The sequence below is a fragment of the Streptomyces sp. NPDC001914 genome (genome assembly GCF_042891215.1).
GTDB lineage: Bacteria > Actinomycetota > Actinomycetes > Streptomycetales > Streptomycetaceae > Streptomyces.
This window is the reverse complement of record NZ_JBIASW010000001.1, coordinates 681,184-698,049: the sequence shown is the minus strand read 5'-3', so window position 1 is coordinate 698,049 and position 16,866 is coordinate 681,184. Positions and strand designations below refer to the sequence as shown.

Here is a 16,866-nt window from a genome sequence, read left to right as displayed (position 1 = left end):
AAGAGCGGGAACGGGTGGATCACCTTGCGCAGGCGAGCCCGTCAAGTCGTTCCAGTTCAGGGCGTATGGAGAGATCGGTAGGCTGGAGGACATGCCCGAGGAAGTCAGTACATCCCAGGATCCCCGCGACGAACTGCGCGCCGACTGCGGCCGGTGCTTCGGGCTGTGCTGTGTCGCCCTGCCCTTCGCGCGCTCGGCCGACTTCGCGATCGACAAGCGCGCGGGCGAGCCCTGCCCGAATCTGCGCGGCGACTCCCGGTGCGGCATCCACTCCCGGCTGCGGACGGAGGGCTTCACGGGCTGCACGGTCTACGACTGCTTCGGCGCCGGGCAGCACGTCTCCCAGGTGACCTTCGGCGGTGTGGACTGGCGCTCGGGGCCGAAGGAGCGCGCCCGGCTGATGTTCGACGTGTTCCCCGTCGTACGCCATCTCCATGAACTGCTCTGGTATCTGAACGAGGCGCTGACGCTCCCCGCCGCGCGTCCGGTGCACGCCGAGGTCCGGCGCCTGATCGCCACGACCGAGGGCCTCGCCCGGCAGAGCCCGGAGGAACTGGCCGCGCTCGACGTCGGCGCGCACCGGCAGGAGGCCGGCGAACTGCTCCTGCGGGTCAGTGAACTCGTACGGGCGGGGGCGGGCGGGGGCAGGAAGAAGGACCGGCGCGGGGCGGATCTGATGGGGGCCAGGCTCAAGGGTGCCGACCTGCGGGGCGCGAGTCTGCGGGGCGCACTGCTCATCGCCGCCGATCTGACCGGGGCCGATCTGCGCGGCGCCGACCTGATCGGCGCCGACCTCAGGGACACCGACCTCACCGACGCCGATCTCACCGGGGCCATCTTCCTGACCCAGCCCCAGCTGAACGCGGCCAAGGGCGGCCCCGGCACCCGCCTCCCCGAATCGGTCACCCGCCCCGACCACTGGGCCACGCACGACTGAGGGAACCGCCGGACGGAGCACCGCGACCCCGCAGGCGGGAGACGGGCTCACTCGGCTGAGCGCGCCAGGGTCGCCGTCCGGCCCGGTGGCACCGGTGTGCGTCGTTCGAGGTGCAGGTGCAGTCCTTCCGGCATCAGGGTCAGCCGCTCGGCGACCCGCAGGCGGTAGCCGGGGTCGGGCCGCAGGTCGTAGCGGCGCAGCAGCAGTCCGAGGACCAGTGTCGCCTCGTGCAGGGCGAACTGGCGGCCGATGCAGGCGCGCGCCCCGGTGCCGAACGGCTTGAAGGTGTGCGCGGGCCGGGCCCGTACCGCCTTCGCCTCGAAGCGGTCCGGGTCGAAGCCCTCGGCGTCGGCGCCCCACACCTGCGGGTCGCGGTGCAGCATCGAGGTCAGGACCAGCGCCCACGCCCCCTGCCGCATCGGGTGGACACCACCGAGCACGGTGTCGTGCCGGGCCTCGCGCGCGAACGCCGGTGCCGTCGGCCACAGGCGCAGGGACTCGTCGAGGACCCGCCGGACGTAGCGGAGTTTGGCGACCTGCTCGTAGCCCGGCCGGTCGGTGCCGCCCCAGACGCGTTCGACCTCGGCACGCGCGCGGGCGGCCGTCTCCGGGTGCCGGGAGAGGTAGTGCAGGGCGAAGGACAGGGCCCCCGAGGTGGTCTCGTGGCCGGCGATCAGGAAGGTGATGACCTGGCGGCGGATGTTCTCGGGGGTCAGTCGTTCCCCGGTCTCGGGGTGGGCCGTCTCCAGCATGCGGTCGAGCAGGTCGCCCTCGCCGTCGGCGGTGCGGCGCGCGGCCACCACGGCGTCGACCGTGCGATTGAGGTGGGCCATGTCCGCCGCGTTGCGCCGGGAGGCGCCCCGCAGCAGGAGCGGTGCCAGCGGGACCGGGACGACGTTCAGGCGCTGCGCGTAGGTCAGCGTGCCCACCATCGCGGTCACGAAGGGGTGCGGCCGGGAGCGCTCGAAGGAGCCGAAGTCGTGGCCGAAGCCGGTCCTCGCGATCGTCTCCAGCGTCAGCTTCGTCATGTCGCCGGGCACGTCCACGGCGCGGCCCGCGGCCTGCTCGCGGTCCCAGTGGCCCGTCAGCCGCTCGGCCACGTCCAGCATCATCGGGTGGTAGCCCTCCATCGCCTCGCGGCCGAAGCCGGGGGCGAGGACGTCGTGCGCGAGCTGCCAGTTGGGCTCGTGGTTGTAGGCGGTGAACAGTCCGTCCCCGGCCACCGGACGGAGGTTGGCGACGCCCAGGCCCACGTGTTTCGCGAACCGTGATTCGTCGGCCAGTTCGGCGGCGAGCTCCGCGCCCCAGACGAAGACGATCTCGTTGCGGAAGGCCCGTCGCCGGAAGATCGGCCCGAGTTGCCTTGCGAACCTCATGGAGTCCTGGAGCGGGGAACGGACGCTCGCGCCCAGCACATCGCCGACCAGCGGGACGCGGCGCGGCGGGTGCGGGATGCGGTGCAGCTCCGGCCAGCCCAGTTCCGCGCTGCGGAACCCCTTCGGCCCTGCCTTCGCCTTCGTCTCCGCCATGACGCCATCTCCCTTGTGACACGGGCAGGTTGAGTCTGTTGTACGTGAGTTCAATAGCGGAGTTCAGTCTGATCCCGCTGTTGAACCGGCGTCAAGTAAAGTGCGGGCATGACGGGGAAGCAGGGGGAGCGCGCACGCCGCCGGCTCAGCACCGAGGCGCGCCGCGAGCAGCTTCTGTCGGTCGGCGCCCGCCTGTTCTCGGAGAGTCCGTACGACGACGTCTGGATCGAACAGGTCGCCGAGATCGCCGGAGTCTCGCGCGGACTCCTCTACCACTACTTCCCGACGAAGCGGGACTTCTTCGCCGCCGTGGTGGAGCGTGAGAGCGGGCGGATGCTGCGGATGACCGCGGCGGTGCCCGGCGTCCCGGTCCGCGAGCAGCTGGGCGCGGGGCTGGACACCTTCCTCGGGTACGTCGAGGAGCACGCGCACGGATTCCGCGCCTTCCACCGTGCCGACGCGGCCGGTGACCAGGCCGTGCGCAGGGTCTACCGGCAGGCGCTCGCCGCGCAGGAGCGGCAGATCCTCTCGGCCCTGGCCGCTGATCCCGAGCTCGGCAGGTCCGCCGAGGACCGGCCCGAACTGCGGATCGCCGTCCGCGGGTGGCTGGCCTTCACCACGGCCGTCTGCCTGGAGTGGCTGCGGGGCGCGGACCTGACCCGTGACCAGGTGCGGGATCTGTGCGCTCGGGCGCTGCTCGGCGCGATCACGCCCTGAGCCGTTCTCGCCGGTGGCCGCGACGCCGCCCTCGGCTGCGACGCCCGTCCGGCCGCGATGCCCCGTCCGGTCGTGACGCCCCGTCCGGTCGTGACGCCCCGTCCGGTCGTCGTGACGCCCCTCCGGTCGCGACGCCCTTTCGGCGGCCGTGACCCTTTCGGCGGCCGTGGATGCACGGTGGGCGCCTCCGATCGGCGAGACGTGGTTGGCGTACGGCCCGATCTTCGATAGGTTAGGCAAGCCTTACCTAAGGAGGAACTGATGGGTGACCGTCACACCTGGACGGCCGCGCCCGCCGCGGCGGAGCACGCCCGCTCGGTGCTCGCCGCGGCCTGGTCCTGCGCGGTGAGCGCCGAGGGCGGCCGTGAGGAGTTCGTCGGCTCGCACTCCGTCACGGCCGACGGCCGGGTGCTGCTGCGGGTGCCCGAGGACAGCGCGCTGCTCGCCGCGGCCATCTGCTCCCCGCGCGGAGAGCCGTCCGCCGTCCTGGAGTTCGCCGACGTCGCACCGGTCCCTGTACGGAACCGGATCCGGGCCAGGCTCTGGCTCGCCGGCTGGTTCGTCCCCGAGGACGGGCAGCTCTCGTTCCGGCCCACCAGCGCGGTGCTGCGCCGGCCCGACGGGACCGTGGTGGTCGACCTGGACGAACTCGCCGAGGCCCGGCCCGACCCGCTCGCCCTCGCCGAGGCCCATCTCCTCACCCATCTCGCCGACGCTCACCCGGACGCCGTCGAACGGCTCACCCGTCTCGTCGAACCCGACAGCCTGCACGGCGCGGTCCGCGTGCAGCCCCTCGCCGTCGACCGCCACGGACTCACCCTGCGCATCGAACGGGCGCGCGGCAACGGCGACGTACGCCTGCCGTTCCACGCGCCCGCCGACGACGTCTCCCAGCTCACGGAGCGCATGCACGTCCTGCTCACCCAGGCGAGCCTCGCCTCCTGCCCCCGACCGCTACAGCGGCAGCGCACAGACCGCGAGGGGTGAGGCGAACGGCTCACCCGTACGCCGGAGTTCACCGCTCTCCTGGTCGACCCCGAAGACCGTGACCGTGCCCGACCGCTGGTTCGCCGCGAACAGCAGCCGTCCGTCCGGCGAGAGGGCGATGTGCCGCGGGAAGTCGCCGCCGACGGGCACCGTGTCCAGCAGCCGAAGCCGCGCGCCGTCCGCCTCGATCGCGTACCGCGTCAGGCTGTTGTGGCCCCGGTTGGCGAGAAACGCGTACGACCCGTTCGGGGTCACCAGGAACTGGGCCGGGTAACTCGTGCCGCCTCCCGTGCCCGTGGACTGCGGCTCACCCACCGAAAGGCGGCCCGTCGCCGGGTCGTAGCCGCACACCGTCGCCGTGTTGTCGACCTCGTTGGCGAGATAGGCGTACCGGCCGCCGGGGTGGAACGTGAGATGGCGCGGACCCGCGCCCGCCCTCGTCCGCGCCCGGGAGACCTCGGTGAGCGTGCCCCGGGTCTCGTCCAGGCGGTAGGTGTACACCGTGTCGGTACCCAGATCGACGGCGAGCAGGTGCCCGCCGTCCGGGGCCGTGACGAACTGGTGCGCGTGCGGACCCTGTTGGCCGGGACCGGGCGCCGGGGAGGCGTGCCTGACGAGATCGGTGCGCTCGCCGAGCGCGCCGGACGCCCCGATGGGATGCACCGCGACGCTCCCCGACGCGTAGTTCGCGCTCAGCAGCCAGCGGCCGCCCGGATGCACGGACAGATGGCAGGGACCCGAGCCGCCGGTGGAGCGGCTGCCGAGCACCTCGTTCCCCGGGAGACGCACGGCCGTCACCGCGCCCGCGTTCTGCTCGTCGACGGCGTACAGCGCCCGGCCGTCCGGATGCACGGCGAGGAACGACGGGTTGTCGACGCCCGCCACCACACCGCCGCCGGTGACCGCGCCCGTCTCCGCGTCGTACGTGGCGACGCCGATCCCCTTCCCGCCGCCGTCCCCCGAGGTGTAGGTGCCGAGGAACAGCGGACGCGGACCGGACGGGGGAGCCGGGGACGAAGGCGCCGACGCGGAGGCCGACGCCGGGGGACCGGCCGGCGGCGCCTTCGGGAGCGTCGTCCCCGGGACCGGCGCCGTCACGGCGGGATCCGTCCGCGGCGCCCCGCAGGCCGGAACCGTCGGGGCGGCCGCGGCCGCGGCCAGCGCGCCGACGAAACGGCGTCTGGTCCAGCCGCCGCCCGCCCCGCGCGACGGTTCTGCACCACTGCTCATGCCTGCACCTCGGGATGTCGGTTGCCTCGGCCGGAACGGCCACCTTGGCGTGCGACACCCCCGACGTGCAAGATCGGCCCCCCGCGGCGCGCTTCACGCGTCGCGTTCGACGCGTCGCGCGGGACCGGCCGCGGGGATCTACCAGTCGCCGTCCCCGACGGGCTTGCCCGGCGCGTCGCCGAGCGGCTTGATCTGCTGGGGCGAGGGCTGCTGCCAGGGCTCGTGGTCGTCGCCCAGCCAGTCGCCCACCGGCTGCACCGCACCGAGCTGGTCCGTGGGCGCCAGATCCGTGGCGTCCTGGTCGTAGTAGTCGAACCAGGGGAGCCCCGCGCGGGTGTAGGCCGCCCGGTCCACCGGGGACGGCGGCGGCGCCTCGCCGGTGATGCGGCGCCATTCCGGGGGCGTCACGAGGTGGACGAACACGCGTCCGGCCGGTTCCTTCGCCCAGGCCTTCAGCGGCCGGTCGTCGCGGTAGACCTCCTGGCGCATCGAACCGCCCACGCCGAGACCCATCGCCGGGGCGCTGCGCGCACGCGCCGGGGCAGCCCCGGCGGGCGCGGCACCCGGAGCGGCCCCGGGCGCGGGCGGGGCGGCCATCATCGGCATGGCGGCGCCGTAACCCGGCGCCTGGGGCATCCGGCTCAGCGCCTCCGTCCGGCGGCGCTCCGCTTCCCGCCACGCCGCCAGCTCTCCGGCCTCCAGCGGGAACGACTGGAGCTGGACACCGCCCCAGACCTCCTCGCCGGTGACCTGGCCCTCGACCGTCGCCCCGAGACCGAGCGGCACGGCCACGAACTGGCGGACCGTCCCCTTGCCGGAGTTGATGCCGTCGAGCCAGGGCTGCCGGGGGAGAACCACGTAGTTCTGCGGGTCGCGGGAGAGCCGGGAGCTCCACGGCTTGCCGGACACCGCGCACACCTTGCCGACGCCCACCTGCAGCGCGGCGGGCTCCGTCGTCCCGCCGAAACTCAGCCACATGGCCTCGCGCAGATACACCGGCAGCATCACGCCGCCGCGCGCCCGCCACTCGGCGGGCACCCGGTCGCCGTAGTCCTCGACGCGCCGGACGGGGAACTCGCCGAGCCCCGGCGGCAACGCGTGCGTGCCCGTCTCGGGCAGCCGCAGCGTCCGTATGAACCGCACCTGCACCCCGCCCGGCAGCCGCAGTGCGTTCCCGTCGATCCGCACGGTGTCCTCGGTCATCCGCCCGCCCCCTCGTTCTGCTGCCACCGGCCGCGCCGTGTGCGGCTCACCGCCGCGGCGTCGCGCCGTTTCGTCTCACGGAACTCGTCATCTAGAACGCCTGGAGGCGTCGGAACGGTTCCGGTTCCGGCGGCGCGGGCGCAGCCAGTTCTCCAGCCGGGTGAGGCGCGGCCGGCGCTCGCGCTGCTCACGGGTGCAGCGGTCCAGCTCCTCGAACAGCCGCCTGGTGCGGTGCTCGGTGTCGAGCTCGTCGATGATGCGGTTGGTCTCGGCGAGGACCGAACCGTGGAGCTGCCACTGGCTCGGATCGCGCTGGACCTCCTCCAGGAACAGCTGGGCCAGCTTGTCGCGGGTGGCGGCGGCGGTGGCGAGTTCCGCGCTCAGCCGCTCCTCGGCGGACGCCGCGTTCCGCGCGACGTCGGTGGTCACCAGCACCGCGAAGCTGACGATCGCGTCGGCGATCTCGGACAGCAGTTCCTGGAGCACGGCTCCGGCCTGCGGTTCGAACAGCGGCCGGGGCTCCCGCTCCTTGGCCAGGTCGGTGAGGCTGCGCGCGAGGACCCGCAGGACCACCGTGCAGATCTCCAGGGTGTCCAGGCCGGTCCTCAGGACGACCCGGTGCAGCAGCCCCTCGCGCACGCGCGGGTTGAGTTTCAGACTGTCCTCGGCCTGCCGCAGGGCCGCGTCCACCCCGGCGATGTCGTTGTCGAGCCGGCGGGCCTCGTGCAGCCGCTCGGCCGCCACATGGAAGGGCGTGTGCGCGGCGGCACCCTCGCCGACCCGCAGCATCAACTGCCGCATCCGGCGTGCCAGGTCCTCGATCTGCTCCCCGGCGACCCCGACCCACACCGGCGGCGCGAGCACGAGGTTGCAGGTGAGGCCCACGACCGCCCCGATCAGTGTCTCCAGCACGCGGGCCCACGCCGTGTCGCCGACCCTCGTGACGCCGAGGACCAGCATGGCGCTGATCGCCACCTCGGGCACGAACTCGCTGACCCGGACCAGATGCCCCACCGCCAGCGAGGCGAGGATGATCAGGCCGAGACTCCACCAGGTCAGGCCCACCAGACTGCTGAAGCCGATGGCGATGACGACGCCCACCACCACGGAGTTCACCCGCCGGATCGCGGTGGTGATCGTCGAGTACAGGGTGACCTGCACGACCAGCAGCGCGGTCAGGGGAGCGGTCAGCGGCGCGGGCTCGGGACTGAGATGGATGGCCACCACGTACGCGATCGTCGCGGCGGCCGTCGAACGAAGTGTCTGGACGACCACCGGCTCCCGGCGCCGCTCCACGATCTTCGCGACGGATGCCGTCCACTCACCACGTGCCTCGTGCATCCTTGTGGCCTTCCCGTTTAACACGGGTACCGAACGTGCCGATTGCGGACCGTATCTGTCCGCAAGGGATCCTAGATTGAAGGTGTCAACCGGGACGGACCGCACCAGGAGGCACCGGAATGAGCGAGACGAGCAACGTCCAGGGCATCGAACTGCTGACGCTGTCGCACGACCGGCTGCGGGCCGTGGTCGCCGGTGTGCCGGGGAACGCCTGGTCGGCGCCGACGCCGTGCGATGAGTGGACGGTGGCCCAGGTGCTCAACCACGCCCGGCTCGATCAGCAGGCGTACGGAGCGGCGGTCACCGGTACCGGATGGCCCGAGTCGGACGCCTTCCACCCGGACGACGCCCTGGAGGCCGAGGCCGCGGCGTCGCTCGACAAGGTCCTCGCCCAGGTCGCCGACGTCTACGCGGGGCTGTCCGCCGACGCGCCGGAGGTGCCCACGCCGCTCGGACCGCTGCCGTTCCCGGTGGCCGCCGCCGCGGCCGCCATGGACGCGGGCGTGCACGCCTGGGACATCGCGGTGGCGACCGGTCAGGCGTCCCCCCTCGACGACGCCCTGGCCGACGGCATCCGGCTCGCGGCGGACCGGCTGGCCGACCACCTGCGCGACGCGTACGGAGTGTTCGCCCCCGCGCGCGAGCTGCCCGAGGGTGCCGGCCGCCCCGGGTCCCTGCTCGCCTTCCTCGGCCGCGACCCGCACTGGACGCCGGCCGTGCGGCCCTAGTGCGGCCCTAGTCGTACAGCTTCGTCAGGAAGGCGGACAGGCGGCCGACCGTCCGGGTGATCTGCTGTTCCGTCGTCAGGGTCTCCTCGAAGCGGCTTCCCGTCCGGAGGGGCTTCTTCCCCCGGACGTAGAGGGAACAGGAGAGGTCGGCGCAGATGTAGATGCCGACCGAGTTGCCCTCGCGGCCCGCCGCGCCCGCCTTGCGGGCCGTCATCAGCGAGACCCCGTCCCCGGGGTGCGTGGTCAGGCACAGCGAGCACATGCTGCGGTGCAGGAGTCCGCGCCGGGAGGAGGGCAGACGCAGGGCGACGCCGACGAGGTCCCCGTCCCGTTCGGACACGAGGTAGCTCCGGTCGGGTGCCCCCGGGTCCCGCCAGCCCAGGAAGTCCAGATCGTCCCAGGGCCGTTCGTCGAGGTCGCGAGGCGTCGCGAGGCGCTTGGCCTCACCCCGGGAGCAGTTGACGAACGAGTCGCGGACGGCCTGCTCGGTGAGTGATCGCATGGGGTTCTCCTGAATCCGCCGGGTTCCCGGACCGGGTCTCCTCGGTCGAAACCGGTGCCCTCGGTCAAAACCTAGGAGCCCTAGGTTTTGACCGAAGGTACCTAGCCCGATGGAACGGATCCAATGAATTTCGGGGACGCGACCGTCCCCCGCGCGCCGGGCGGCGAACGGGTCACCCGGGTGCGCGCCAGGCCGGCGCCGCGGCTCACGGCCGCCCCGGACGGGACCGGCCGGGGTGCGAACACCCCGGCCGGCGAAGAATCCTGGAGCGTACGGGCCTCAGGCCGCCCTGCTCGCGCCCCCGCGGTGCCCGCGGACGATCTCCGCGTAGCGGTGACCGCTGCCCTTGATCGTCCGTACCTGCGTCTTGTAGTCGACGTGCACGAGACCGAACCGCTTGTCGTAGCCGTACGCCCACTCGAAGTTGTCCAGCAGCGACCAGGCGAAGTAGCCGGCCAGCGGGACACCCTTGCGGGCGGCCGACGCGCAGGCCGCCAGGTGCTGTTCGAGGTAGGCGACGCGCTCCGGGTCGTGGACGGTGCCGTCGGGGCGTACGACGTCGGGATAGGCGGAGCCGTTCTCCGTGACGTACAGCTTGCGGGCGCCGTACTCGTTCGTCAGGCGCAGCAGCAGCCGCTCGATGCCGGCGGCCTCGACCTCCCAGTCCATGCCCGTGACGGGCACACCGGGCCGGCTGATCTGCCGTGCGTACGGGGCCGGACCGGTCGGGTCGTCGACCACGTGGGACGGGAAGTAGTAGTTCAGGCCCAGCCAGTCCAGTGGCGCGGCCATCGTCTCCAGGTCGCCCGCCACCTCCGGGAGGTCCACCCCGTAGACCTCGACCATGTCGGCGGGGAAGCCGCGGCCGAGCACCGGGTCGAGCCACCAGCGGTTGGTGTGCCCGTCCTGCCGCCGCGCCGCCGCGATGTCCTCCGGGCGGTCGGTGGCGGCCTCGATGCTGCCCAGGTTGTTGACGATGCCGATCTGCGCCCCGGGCGCGGCGGCGCGGATCGCCTGCGTGGCGAGTCCGTGGCCGAGCAGCAGGTGGTACGAGGCGCGCACGGCGGCCGTGAGGTCGGTCAGGCCGGGGGCCATCCGCCCTTCCAGGTGGCCGATCCAGGCCGAGCACAGCGGCTCGTTGAGGGTGGTCCAGTGCTGGACGCGGTCTCCGAGCCGCTCCGCGACCGCCGACGCGTAGGCGGCGAGGTGGTGCGCGGTGTCTCGGGCGGGCCAGCCGCCCCGGTCCTGGAGCACCTGCGGCAGGTCCCAGTGGTAGAGCGTGACCGAGGGGGTGATGCCCGCCTCCAGCAGGCCGTCGATCAGCGCGTCGTAGTAGTCGAGCCCCTTGGCGTTGACCGGCCCGTCGCCGCCCGGCATCACCCGGGGCCAGGCGACGGACAGCCGGTAGGCGTTGGTGCCGAGCCGGCGCATGAGATCGATGTCCTCGCGCCAGCGGTGGTAGTGATCGCAGGCGACGTCCCCGTCGTCGCCGTTGTCCACCTTGCCGGGGGTGTGGGAGAAGGTGTCCCAGATGGAGGGGGAGCGGCCGTCCTCGGCGACGGCGCCCTCGATCTGGTAGGCCGACGTGGCCGTGCCCCAGAGGAAGTCCTCGGGGAGGGCGGCGAGGTCGATGGTCACTGAAGTCCCTTCTTCGTCAATGGTGTCGATGTCCTCGGCGGGGCCGGTCACTTGACCGCTCCCGCCGTGAGACCGGCGACGAGGTAGCGCTGGAGCAGCAGGAAGCCGGCCACCACGGGGACGCTGACGACCAGCGAGGCGGCCATGATCTGGTTCCAGTACACGTCGTTGAGCGTGGAGTAGCCCTGGAGGCCGACGGCGAGGGTGCGGGTGTCGTCGTTGGTCATCACCGACGCGAACAGCACCTCGCCCCAGGCGGTCATGAAGGCGTAGACGGCGACCGCGACGATGCCGGGGATCGCCGCCGGGACGACGACGCGGAAGAGCGCCCCGAGCGGCCCGCAGCCGTCCACCAGCGCCGCCTCGTCGAGGTCGCGCGGCACCGAGTCGAAGTACCCGATCAGCATCCAGATCGAGAACGGCAGCGAGAAGGTCAGATACGTGAGGATCAGACCGCCGCGCGAACCGAACAGCGCGATCCCGGTGGCGTTGCCGATGTTGACGTAGATCAGGAACAGCGGCAGCAGGAAGAGGATGCCGGGGAACATCTGGGTGGACAGCACGGTGACCGTGAACACGCGCTTGCCGCGGAAGCTGTAACGGCTCACGGCGTACGCGGAGAACACGGCGATCACCACCGAGCAGGCCGTGGCCGCACCGGCCACGATCAGCGAGTTCGCGAAGTACTTCGCGAGCGGCACCGTCGACCAGATGTCGATGTACGGCCGGATGGTCAGCCCGCTCGGCAGCCAGCGGAACTTCCCCGAGACGTCCGCGAGCGGCTTCAGCGAGCTGGAGACCATGACGTAGACGGGCACCAGGACGAAGCCGGTGAGCAGGGTCAGGAAGATCCGCCGCGACCACAGGAAGGACCGCGGCGGGGCCATCGGGGAGCGGGGCGTGGTGGAGGTGCTAGACATCGGCCGTCTTCCTTCCCCGGGAGGTCAGCAGCAGGTAGGCGCCGGTCACCACGAGCAGGAAGAGCAGCAGCAGCACGGACATCGCCGAGCCGGTGCCGAAGTTCCAGGTGACGAAGGACGCCTGGTAGATGTGGACCGAGATGAGGTCCGCCGATTCCGGGGCGGTCTTGCCGAACAGGACGAACGGCGTGTTGAAGTCGTTGAACGTCCACAGGAACAGCACCAGGATCAGCACCTGGTTGACCGGCCGGAGCGAGGGCAGGGTGATGCGGCGGAGCTGCTGCCACAGACCGGCGCCGTCGAGGGCGGCGGCCTCGTACAGCTCACCCGGGATGTTCTGCAGGCCGGCCATGACGATCAGGAAGGCGAACGGCCAGCCCTTCCACACGGACACGGTGAGCAGGGCGTAGAAGCTGTTGTCGCCGATCAGCCAGAACGACGGCTTGTCGGTGATGCCGAGCTGGTCGTGCAGGACGTGGTTCACCAGGCCGTTGTCGTGCTGGAACATGAACACCCAGGTGATCACGGCCGCGTAGACGGGCAGCGCGTACGGCACCAGGAACAGGGCCCGCAGCACACCCCGCCCCACGAAGTTGTCCTGCATGTAGATCGCGGCCGCCGTGCCGATCAGCCAGCACAGGCCGACCGAAAGCAGCGTGAAGCCGATGGTGACGAAGAAGGAGTGCAGCAGCGCCTCGCCGACGGGCTCGTCGAAGTGCACCGACACCGAGTAGTTGTCGAAGCCGGCCCAGGGCGCGGTGCCCCAGTCGCGGATGTAGAACTGCGTGAGCTCCTTGAAGCTCATCACGATGCCGATCACCATCGGCACCAGGTGGACCAGGAGTTCGAGGACCAGCGCGGGCAGGAGCAGCAGGTAGGGGAGTCCGATGCGCTTGATCCGCCCGGTGCGGCGCGGGCCGCGCGCCGCACCGGGGGAGCTCTTGCGCACCGTCCGCTCGCCGGGTTCGGCGGAAGCGGCGGTCGTGGTGGTCATGAGGGTGTCCGCACTCACTTCTTCGGCATCTGCTGCTGGGCCTTCTCGAGCGCCGCCTTCACCGACGCGGTGGTCACCGCGCGGCCGCCGGCCGCGTCGGCGAACAGGCCCTTGATGGCGGTGCCGACCGCGGTCTCGAACTGCGACTCGTCGGCGACCTGCGGCAGCGCGGCCGCGCTCTTGGCCAGGGTGTCCTTCAGAACCGCGTTCGAGGGGGAGTTGAACGCGGTGTCCGACTGGGCGCCCTTGACCGGCGGGATCGAGGTGTAGGCGCCGTTGAGGATCTTCTGCTCGGCGTCACTGGTCATGAACTTCACGAACTTCGTGGCGCCGTCGAGGTTCTTGGTGTTCTTGAACACCGCGAGGTTGATGCCGGCGACCATCGAGTTGACGTTCGTGCCCGTGCCCGGGGTACCGGACTGCACCGGCACCGGCGCGATGCCGTACGCGTCGTCGGCCATGCCCTGCGACTTGAGGTTGGCCGCCGCCGACTGCCACAGCAGCATGGCGTTCTTGCCCTTGGCGAAGTCGCTGACCGACTGGTTCTGCGCGTACTCGGCGTTGCCCGGGGCGATGATCTTGTCCTTCGCCATCAGGTCCACGTACTGCTTGACCGCGGCGACGACCCCGTCGTTGGTGAAGTCGGCCTTGCCGTCGGCGGTGAAGAAGTCGGCGCCGTGCTGCTTGGCGAAGACGAAGGCGTGGTGGATGTTCTCCGACGCGTTGGAACCCTCCGCGCCGAGGCCCCACTTGCCGTTCTTCGAGATCTTCTTGCCGTCGGCGATCAGCTCGTCCCAGGTCGCCGGCGGGTTCGTGATGCCGGCGTCGGCGAACATCTGCTTGTTGTAGTAGAGCGCGTACGCCATCGAGTACAGCGGCACCGCGGCGGGGTCCTTGCCCTCGGCGCCCGTCGAGCCGAGCGCGGAGTCGACGAAGCGGTCCTTGCCGCCGATCTTGTCGAAGTTCTTCGCGTCCCAGGGCAGCAGCGCGCCGGTGGCCTGGAGCGAGGCGCTCCAGGTGTTGCCTATGTTCAGGACGTCCGGACCCTGGCCCGAGGTGGTGGCGGTGAGGATGCGGTTCAGCAGGTCGGACCAGGGCACGACCTCCAGCTTCACCTTGATGCCGGTCTGCTTCTCGAACTTGGCCAGTTCGGGGGCGAGCGTCTTCTTGTCGATCTCGATGCTGGCGCCCTGGTTGGACGCCCAGTACGTGAGTGTCTTCGGCGAGGCGTTGGACCCGCCGCTCGACGAGCCGCCGCCACAGGCGGTCGCGGCGGTCAGCAGAGTGATGGTGACCGCACCTGCGGCCGCGGCTCGGATTCTGCGCATGGCTGCTTCTGTCCCTTTCCCGGAGGGAGCCGTGAGGGGAGCCCGTGTTCACTTCCCGAACGATCCTCATGGCTTAATTTAGGACGTGAGTTAAGACCCGGAAGAAAGTCGCGTCAAGGGATCGCGCAGGGGTATCTTGCAGGTCGGGCATGCCGGAAGGGACATCACATGGCGGGGCGGAACGGGCGGACAGTGCGTGACCTGCGGCGGGGCAACCGGACCGCCGTACTACAACGGTTGTATTTCGACGGCCCGATGAGCCGCTACGAACTCGGTCCAGCGACCGGGCTGAGTTCCGGATCCATCAGCAACGTGGTCGCCGAACTCGTCGCCGACGGCCTCGTCGAGGAGGCCGGAAGCGTCGACTCCGACGGCGGGCGCCCCCGCACCCTGCTGCGCGTCGTGCCCGGCAGCGGCCACATGATCGGCGTCGACGTCGGCGAGACCCGGGTCCGCGTCGAGCTGTTCGACCTGACGCTCACCGAACTCGCCCGCACCGAGCGGCCGTTGGAGCACCAGGGATACGAGACCGACCCGCCGCTGCGGCGTCGGGGGTACGACGTCGACGTCATCGTCGGGCACATCCGCGACGGCATCGCCGAGGTCCTCGCCGAGGCGGACATCGCCCCCGGACAGCTCCTCGGCGTCGGCATAGGGGTCCCCGGCATCGTCGCCCGAACCCCCGAGCGCGGCGCGGTCGTGCACGGCCAGACCATCGGCTGGGACGCCGTCCCGCTGGAGTCCCTGCTCCGCTCCGCCTGCGAACTCCCCGACACCGTGCCGTACTTCGCGGACAACGGCGCCCGTACCCTCGGCCAGGCCGAGATGTGGTTCGGCGCCGGACGCGGCGCCCGCAACGCGGTGGTCGTGCTGTTCGGCTCCGGCGTGGGCGCCAGCCTGGTCACCGAGGAGGTCGAGACCGGCCGGTCCGTCGAATGGGGCCACCTGACCGTGCGGGTCAGGGGGCGCCGCTGCCGCTGCGGCGCGCTCGGCTGCCTGGAGGCGTACGCGGGAGCGGAGGCGCTCCTCGACCGCTGGCGGGAGGAGGGCGGGCGGCCCCCGGAGGACACGGACGAGGAGACCGCGCTCACCGCGATGCTCGCCGCCGCCTACCCGCCCGAGGGCACCGAGCCCGACCGCATCGCGCTCGCGGTCCTGGAGGAGACCGCCGAGTACCTGGGCGCGGGCCTCTCCGACCTGATCAACCTCTTCCAGCCCGAACGCATCCTCATCGGCGGCTGGGCCGGCCTCCAGCTCGGCTCCCGCTTCCTGCCCGCCGTCCGCCGGTACGCCTCCTCCTACGCCCTGCGCTACCCCGCCCAGCACGTCACCGTGGACCTCGGCCGCCTCGGCCCCGACGCCGTCACGGTCGGCGCCGCGATCCTCCCGCTGGCCGACTTCTTCGCCCGCGGCGGCCGGCGCGCGGAACCCGCGCCGACGGGACCGTCACCCGCCTGGCGCACGGCCCTGGAGGAACGCGCACCGCACTGATCCGCTTCGCCGCAGAGCGCGTTCGCGCCGCCCCGGGGGATCGGGGCCGTCACCGCCTCCCGGAAGCGTGAACGGCGGGCGGCAGGCGCCCGCGCCGCTCAGCCGAAGGCGTTCACCCCGGTCAGCTCCGCCGACAGCTCCCACAGCCGGGCGGCCTGTCCGGGATCCGTCGCGTGGGCGCTCACCCCGGTCCTGGTGCCGTCCGCCGGAGCCGGCTCGGCGATGTCGCAGTCCTCGCAGTACACCCCGCCCATGCCGGCGAGCTGCGGCGAGGTCGCCGCCCACACCTGGGTGGCCGCGCCCTGCTCGGGCGTCTTGAAGCCCTCCGGGTTCAGCGGCACGCCGTTCTCGTCGATCCAGCCGCGCTCGACCATCTCCTGCCTGGGCAGGTGCCGCTGGAGCGGGGTGAGGATGCCGCCGGGGTGCAGCGAGAAGGCCCGTACGCCGAAGTCCCGTCCCCGCCGGTCGAGTTCCACCGCGAACAGCACGTTCGCCGTCTTCGCCTGCCCGTAGGCCTGCCACTTGTCGTAACCGGTCCGAAAGTGCACGTCGTCCCAGCGGATGCCGGAGTTGTGATGGCCGGCGGAGGACACGGACACGACCCGCGCGCCGCCCGGCGCGATCGCCGGCCACAGCCGGTTGACCAGCGCGAAGTGGCCGAGGTGATTGGTCGCGAACTGGGCCTCCCAGCCGGGGCCGACACGCGTCTCCGGGCAGGCCATGATGCCGGCGCTGTCGATGACGATGTCGATGACACGGCCCGAGGCGAGAAACCGCTCCGCGAACGCGCGCACGCTGTCCAGGTCGCCGAGGTCGAGTTCGTCGGTCTCGGCCCCGTCGATGCCGGCCAGCGCCTCGCGCGCGGTCGCCGGGCGCCGCGCGGGGACCACGACATGGGCGCCCGCCTTGGCCAGGGCCCGGGTCGTCTCCAGGCCGAGGCCCGAGTAGCCGCCCGTCACGACCGCGAGCCGTCCGGAGAGGTCGATGCCCCGCAGGACGTCGTCCGCGGTGCTCCGGGCACCGAATCCCGAACCGATCTTGTGCTGTGCAGTGCTCATGCCCCGCACGCTACGAATGGGAGCGGGCTCGAAGTCAAGCGGACACGGCCGTGCCGGGGAACGGCCGGCCCCGGCAGAGAAAAAGACCCCGACCGGACGGGGGAATCGCGGTCGGGGTCGTCTGTGTGGGCGCCGATGGCGGTCGCCTCGCGGCGAAACGCTCCACAGGGCTTCAGCCGGACGATCGTCCCTGCGGGCTTGGGTGAGGCCCGGGGACACTGTCCCATCCACACCCACGGTTGGTTCAACGGGTAACTACCGGT

General features: G+C 71.9%; 15 protein-coding genes. 5 read left to right on the top strand and 10 right to left on the bottom strand.

Features of this window, described 5'->3' with window-relative positions; translation table 11 throughout:
• Nucleotides 1-91 precede the first annotated feature (91 nt).
• Nucleotides 92-937 (top strand): pentapeptide repeat-containing protein, encoded by an 846-nt coding sequence (locus ACFYYF_RS03425; RefSeq protein WP_388770919.1) that lies wholly within the window; start codon nucleotides 92-94, stop codon nucleotides 935-937.
• A 47-nt stretch (nucleotides 938-984) separates the two neighbouring features.
• Here ACFYYF_RS03425 and ACFYYF_RS03420 read toward each other — a convergent pair whose 3' ends face one another.
• Nucleotides 985-2,466: a cytochrome P450 gene (locus ACFYYF_RS03420; RefSeq protein WP_388770916.1), complete on the bottom strand. Its 1,482-nt coding sequence runs from the start codon at nucleotides 2,464-2,466 to the stop codon at nucleotides 985-987.
• Nucleotides 2,467-2,574: 108 nt separating this feature from the next.
• Here ACFYYF_RS03420 and ACFYYF_RS03415 point away from each other — a divergent pair, with 108 nt between their 5' ends.
• Nucleotides 2,575-3,183 carry a TetR/AcrR family transcriptional regulator gene (locus ACFYYF_RS03415; RefSeq protein ID WP_361675476.1) on the top strand — a complete coding sequence of 203 codons (609 nt, stop codon included), beginning with the start codon at nucleotides 2,575-2,577 and terminating at the stop codon, nucleotides 3,181-3,183.
• 261 nt (nucleotides 3,184-3,444) lie between these two features.
• Entirely contained in the window at nucleotides 3,445-4,170 is a 726-nt protein-coding gene (locus ACFYYF_RS03410) for a DUF2470 domain-containing protein (protein WP_388770913.1), read from the top strand.
• Here the strand turns inward: ACFYYF_RS03410 and ACFYYF_RS03405 are convergent.
• The 3 genes from ACFYYF_RS03405 to ACFYYF_RS03395 form a co-directional block, all read right to left on the bottom strand.
• Nucleotides 4,138-5,400: a lactonase family protein gene (locus ACFYYF_RS03405; protein ID WP_388770911.1), complete on the bottom strand. Its 1,263-nt coding sequence runs from the start codon at nucleotides 5,398-5,400 to the stop codon at nucleotides 4,138-4,140. The genes ACFYYF_RS03410 and ACFYYF_RS03405 overlap by 33 nt on opposite strands.
• A 138-nt stretch (nucleotides 5,401-5,538) precedes the next feature.
• Nucleotides 5,539-6,603 carry a hypothetical protein gene (locus tag ACFYYF_RS03400; protein ID WP_388770909.1) on the bottom strand — a complete coding sequence of 355 codons (1,065 nt, stop codon included), beginning with the start codon at nucleotides 6,601-6,603 and terminating at the stop codon, nucleotides 5,539-5,541.
• 87 nt (nucleotides 6,604-6,690) lie between these two features.
• Entirely contained in the window at nucleotides 6,691-7,944 is a 1,254-nt protein-coding gene (locus tag ACFYYF_RS03395; RefSeq protein WP_388770907.1) for an aromatic acid exporter family protein, read from the bottom strand.
• Between the two features lie 119 nt (nucleotides 7,945-8,063).
• Between ACFYYF_RS03395 and ACFYYF_RS03390 the strand changes: the two genes are divergently transcribed.
• The gene (locus tag ACFYYF_RS03390; RefSeq protein ID WP_388770905.1) at nucleotides 8,064-8,672 is read left to right on the top strand and encodes a TIGR03086 family metal-binding protein; all 609 of its coding nucleotides are present in this window, start codon (nucleotides 8,064-8,066) and stop codon (nucleotides 8,670-8,672) included.
• 7 nt (nucleotides 8,673-8,679) lie between these two features.
• Here ACFYYF_RS03390 and ACFYYF_RS03385 read toward each other — a convergent pair whose 3' ends face one another.
• The 5 genes from ACFYYF_RS03385 to ACFYYF_RS03365 all read right to left on the bottom strand — a co-directional run bounded on the left by ACFYYF_RS03385 (nucleotide 8,680) and on the right by ACFYYF_RS03365 (nucleotide 14,054).
• A complete protein-coding gene (locus ACFYYF_RS03385; RefSeq protein WP_388770903.1) occupies nucleotides 8,680-9,174 on the bottom strand; it encodes an FBP domain-containing protein in 495 nt (164 codons plus the stop codon).
• A gap of 279 nt (nucleotides 9,175-9,453) precedes the next feature.
• Nucleotides 9,454-10,812: a GH1 family beta-glucosidase gene (locus ACFYYF_RS03380; protein WP_361675455.1), complete on the bottom strand. Its 1,359-nt coding sequence runs from the start codon at nucleotides 10,810-10,812 to the stop codon at nucleotides 9,454-9,456.
• A 47-nt stretch (nucleotides 10,813-10,859) separates the two neighbouring features.
• Nucleotides 10,860-11,732, bottom strand: a complete 873-nt coding sequence (locus ACFYYF_RS03375; RefSeq protein WP_361675452.1) for a carbohydrate ABC transporter permease — start codon at nucleotides 11,730-11,732, stop codon at nucleotides 10,860-10,862.
• A complete protein-coding gene (locus ACFYYF_RS03370) occupies nucleotides 11,725-12,726 on the bottom strand; it encodes a sugar ABC transporter permease (protein ID WP_361675449.1) in 1,002 nt (333 codons plus the stop codon). Before ACFYYF_RS03370 ends, ACFYYF_RS03375 begins: the two co-directional genes overlap by 8 nt.
• 14 nt (nucleotides 12,727-12,740) lie before the next feature.
• A complete protein-coding gene (locus ACFYYF_RS03365; RefSeq protein ID WP_388770900.1) occupies nucleotides 12,741-14,054 on the bottom strand; it encodes an ABC transporter substrate-binding protein in 1,314 nt (437 codons plus the stop codon).
• A gap of 168 nt (nucleotides 14,055-14,222) precedes the next feature.
• Here ACFYYF_RS03365 and ACFYYF_RS03360 point away from each other — a divergent pair, with 168 nt between their 5' ends.
• Nucleotides 14,223-15,545, top strand: coding sequence for an ROK family transcriptional regulator (locus ACFYYF_RS03360; protein WP_361675443.1), 1,323 nt, complete (start codon nucleotides 14,223-14,225; stop codon nucleotides 15,543-15,545).
• A 98-nt stretch (nucleotides 15,546-15,643) separates the two neighbouring features.
• On the opposite strand, the gene ACFYYF_RS03355 is transcribed toward ACFYYF_RS03360, so the two are convergent.
• Nucleotides 15,644-16,603 carry an SDR family NAD(P)-dependent oxidoreductase gene (locus tag ACFYYF_RS03355; RefSeq protein ID WP_388770897.1) on the bottom strand — a complete coding sequence of 320 codons (960 nt, stop codon included), beginning with the start codon at nucleotides 16,601-16,603 and terminating at the stop codon, nucleotides 15,644-15,646.
• Nucleotides 16,604-16,866: the final 263 nt, after the last annotated feature.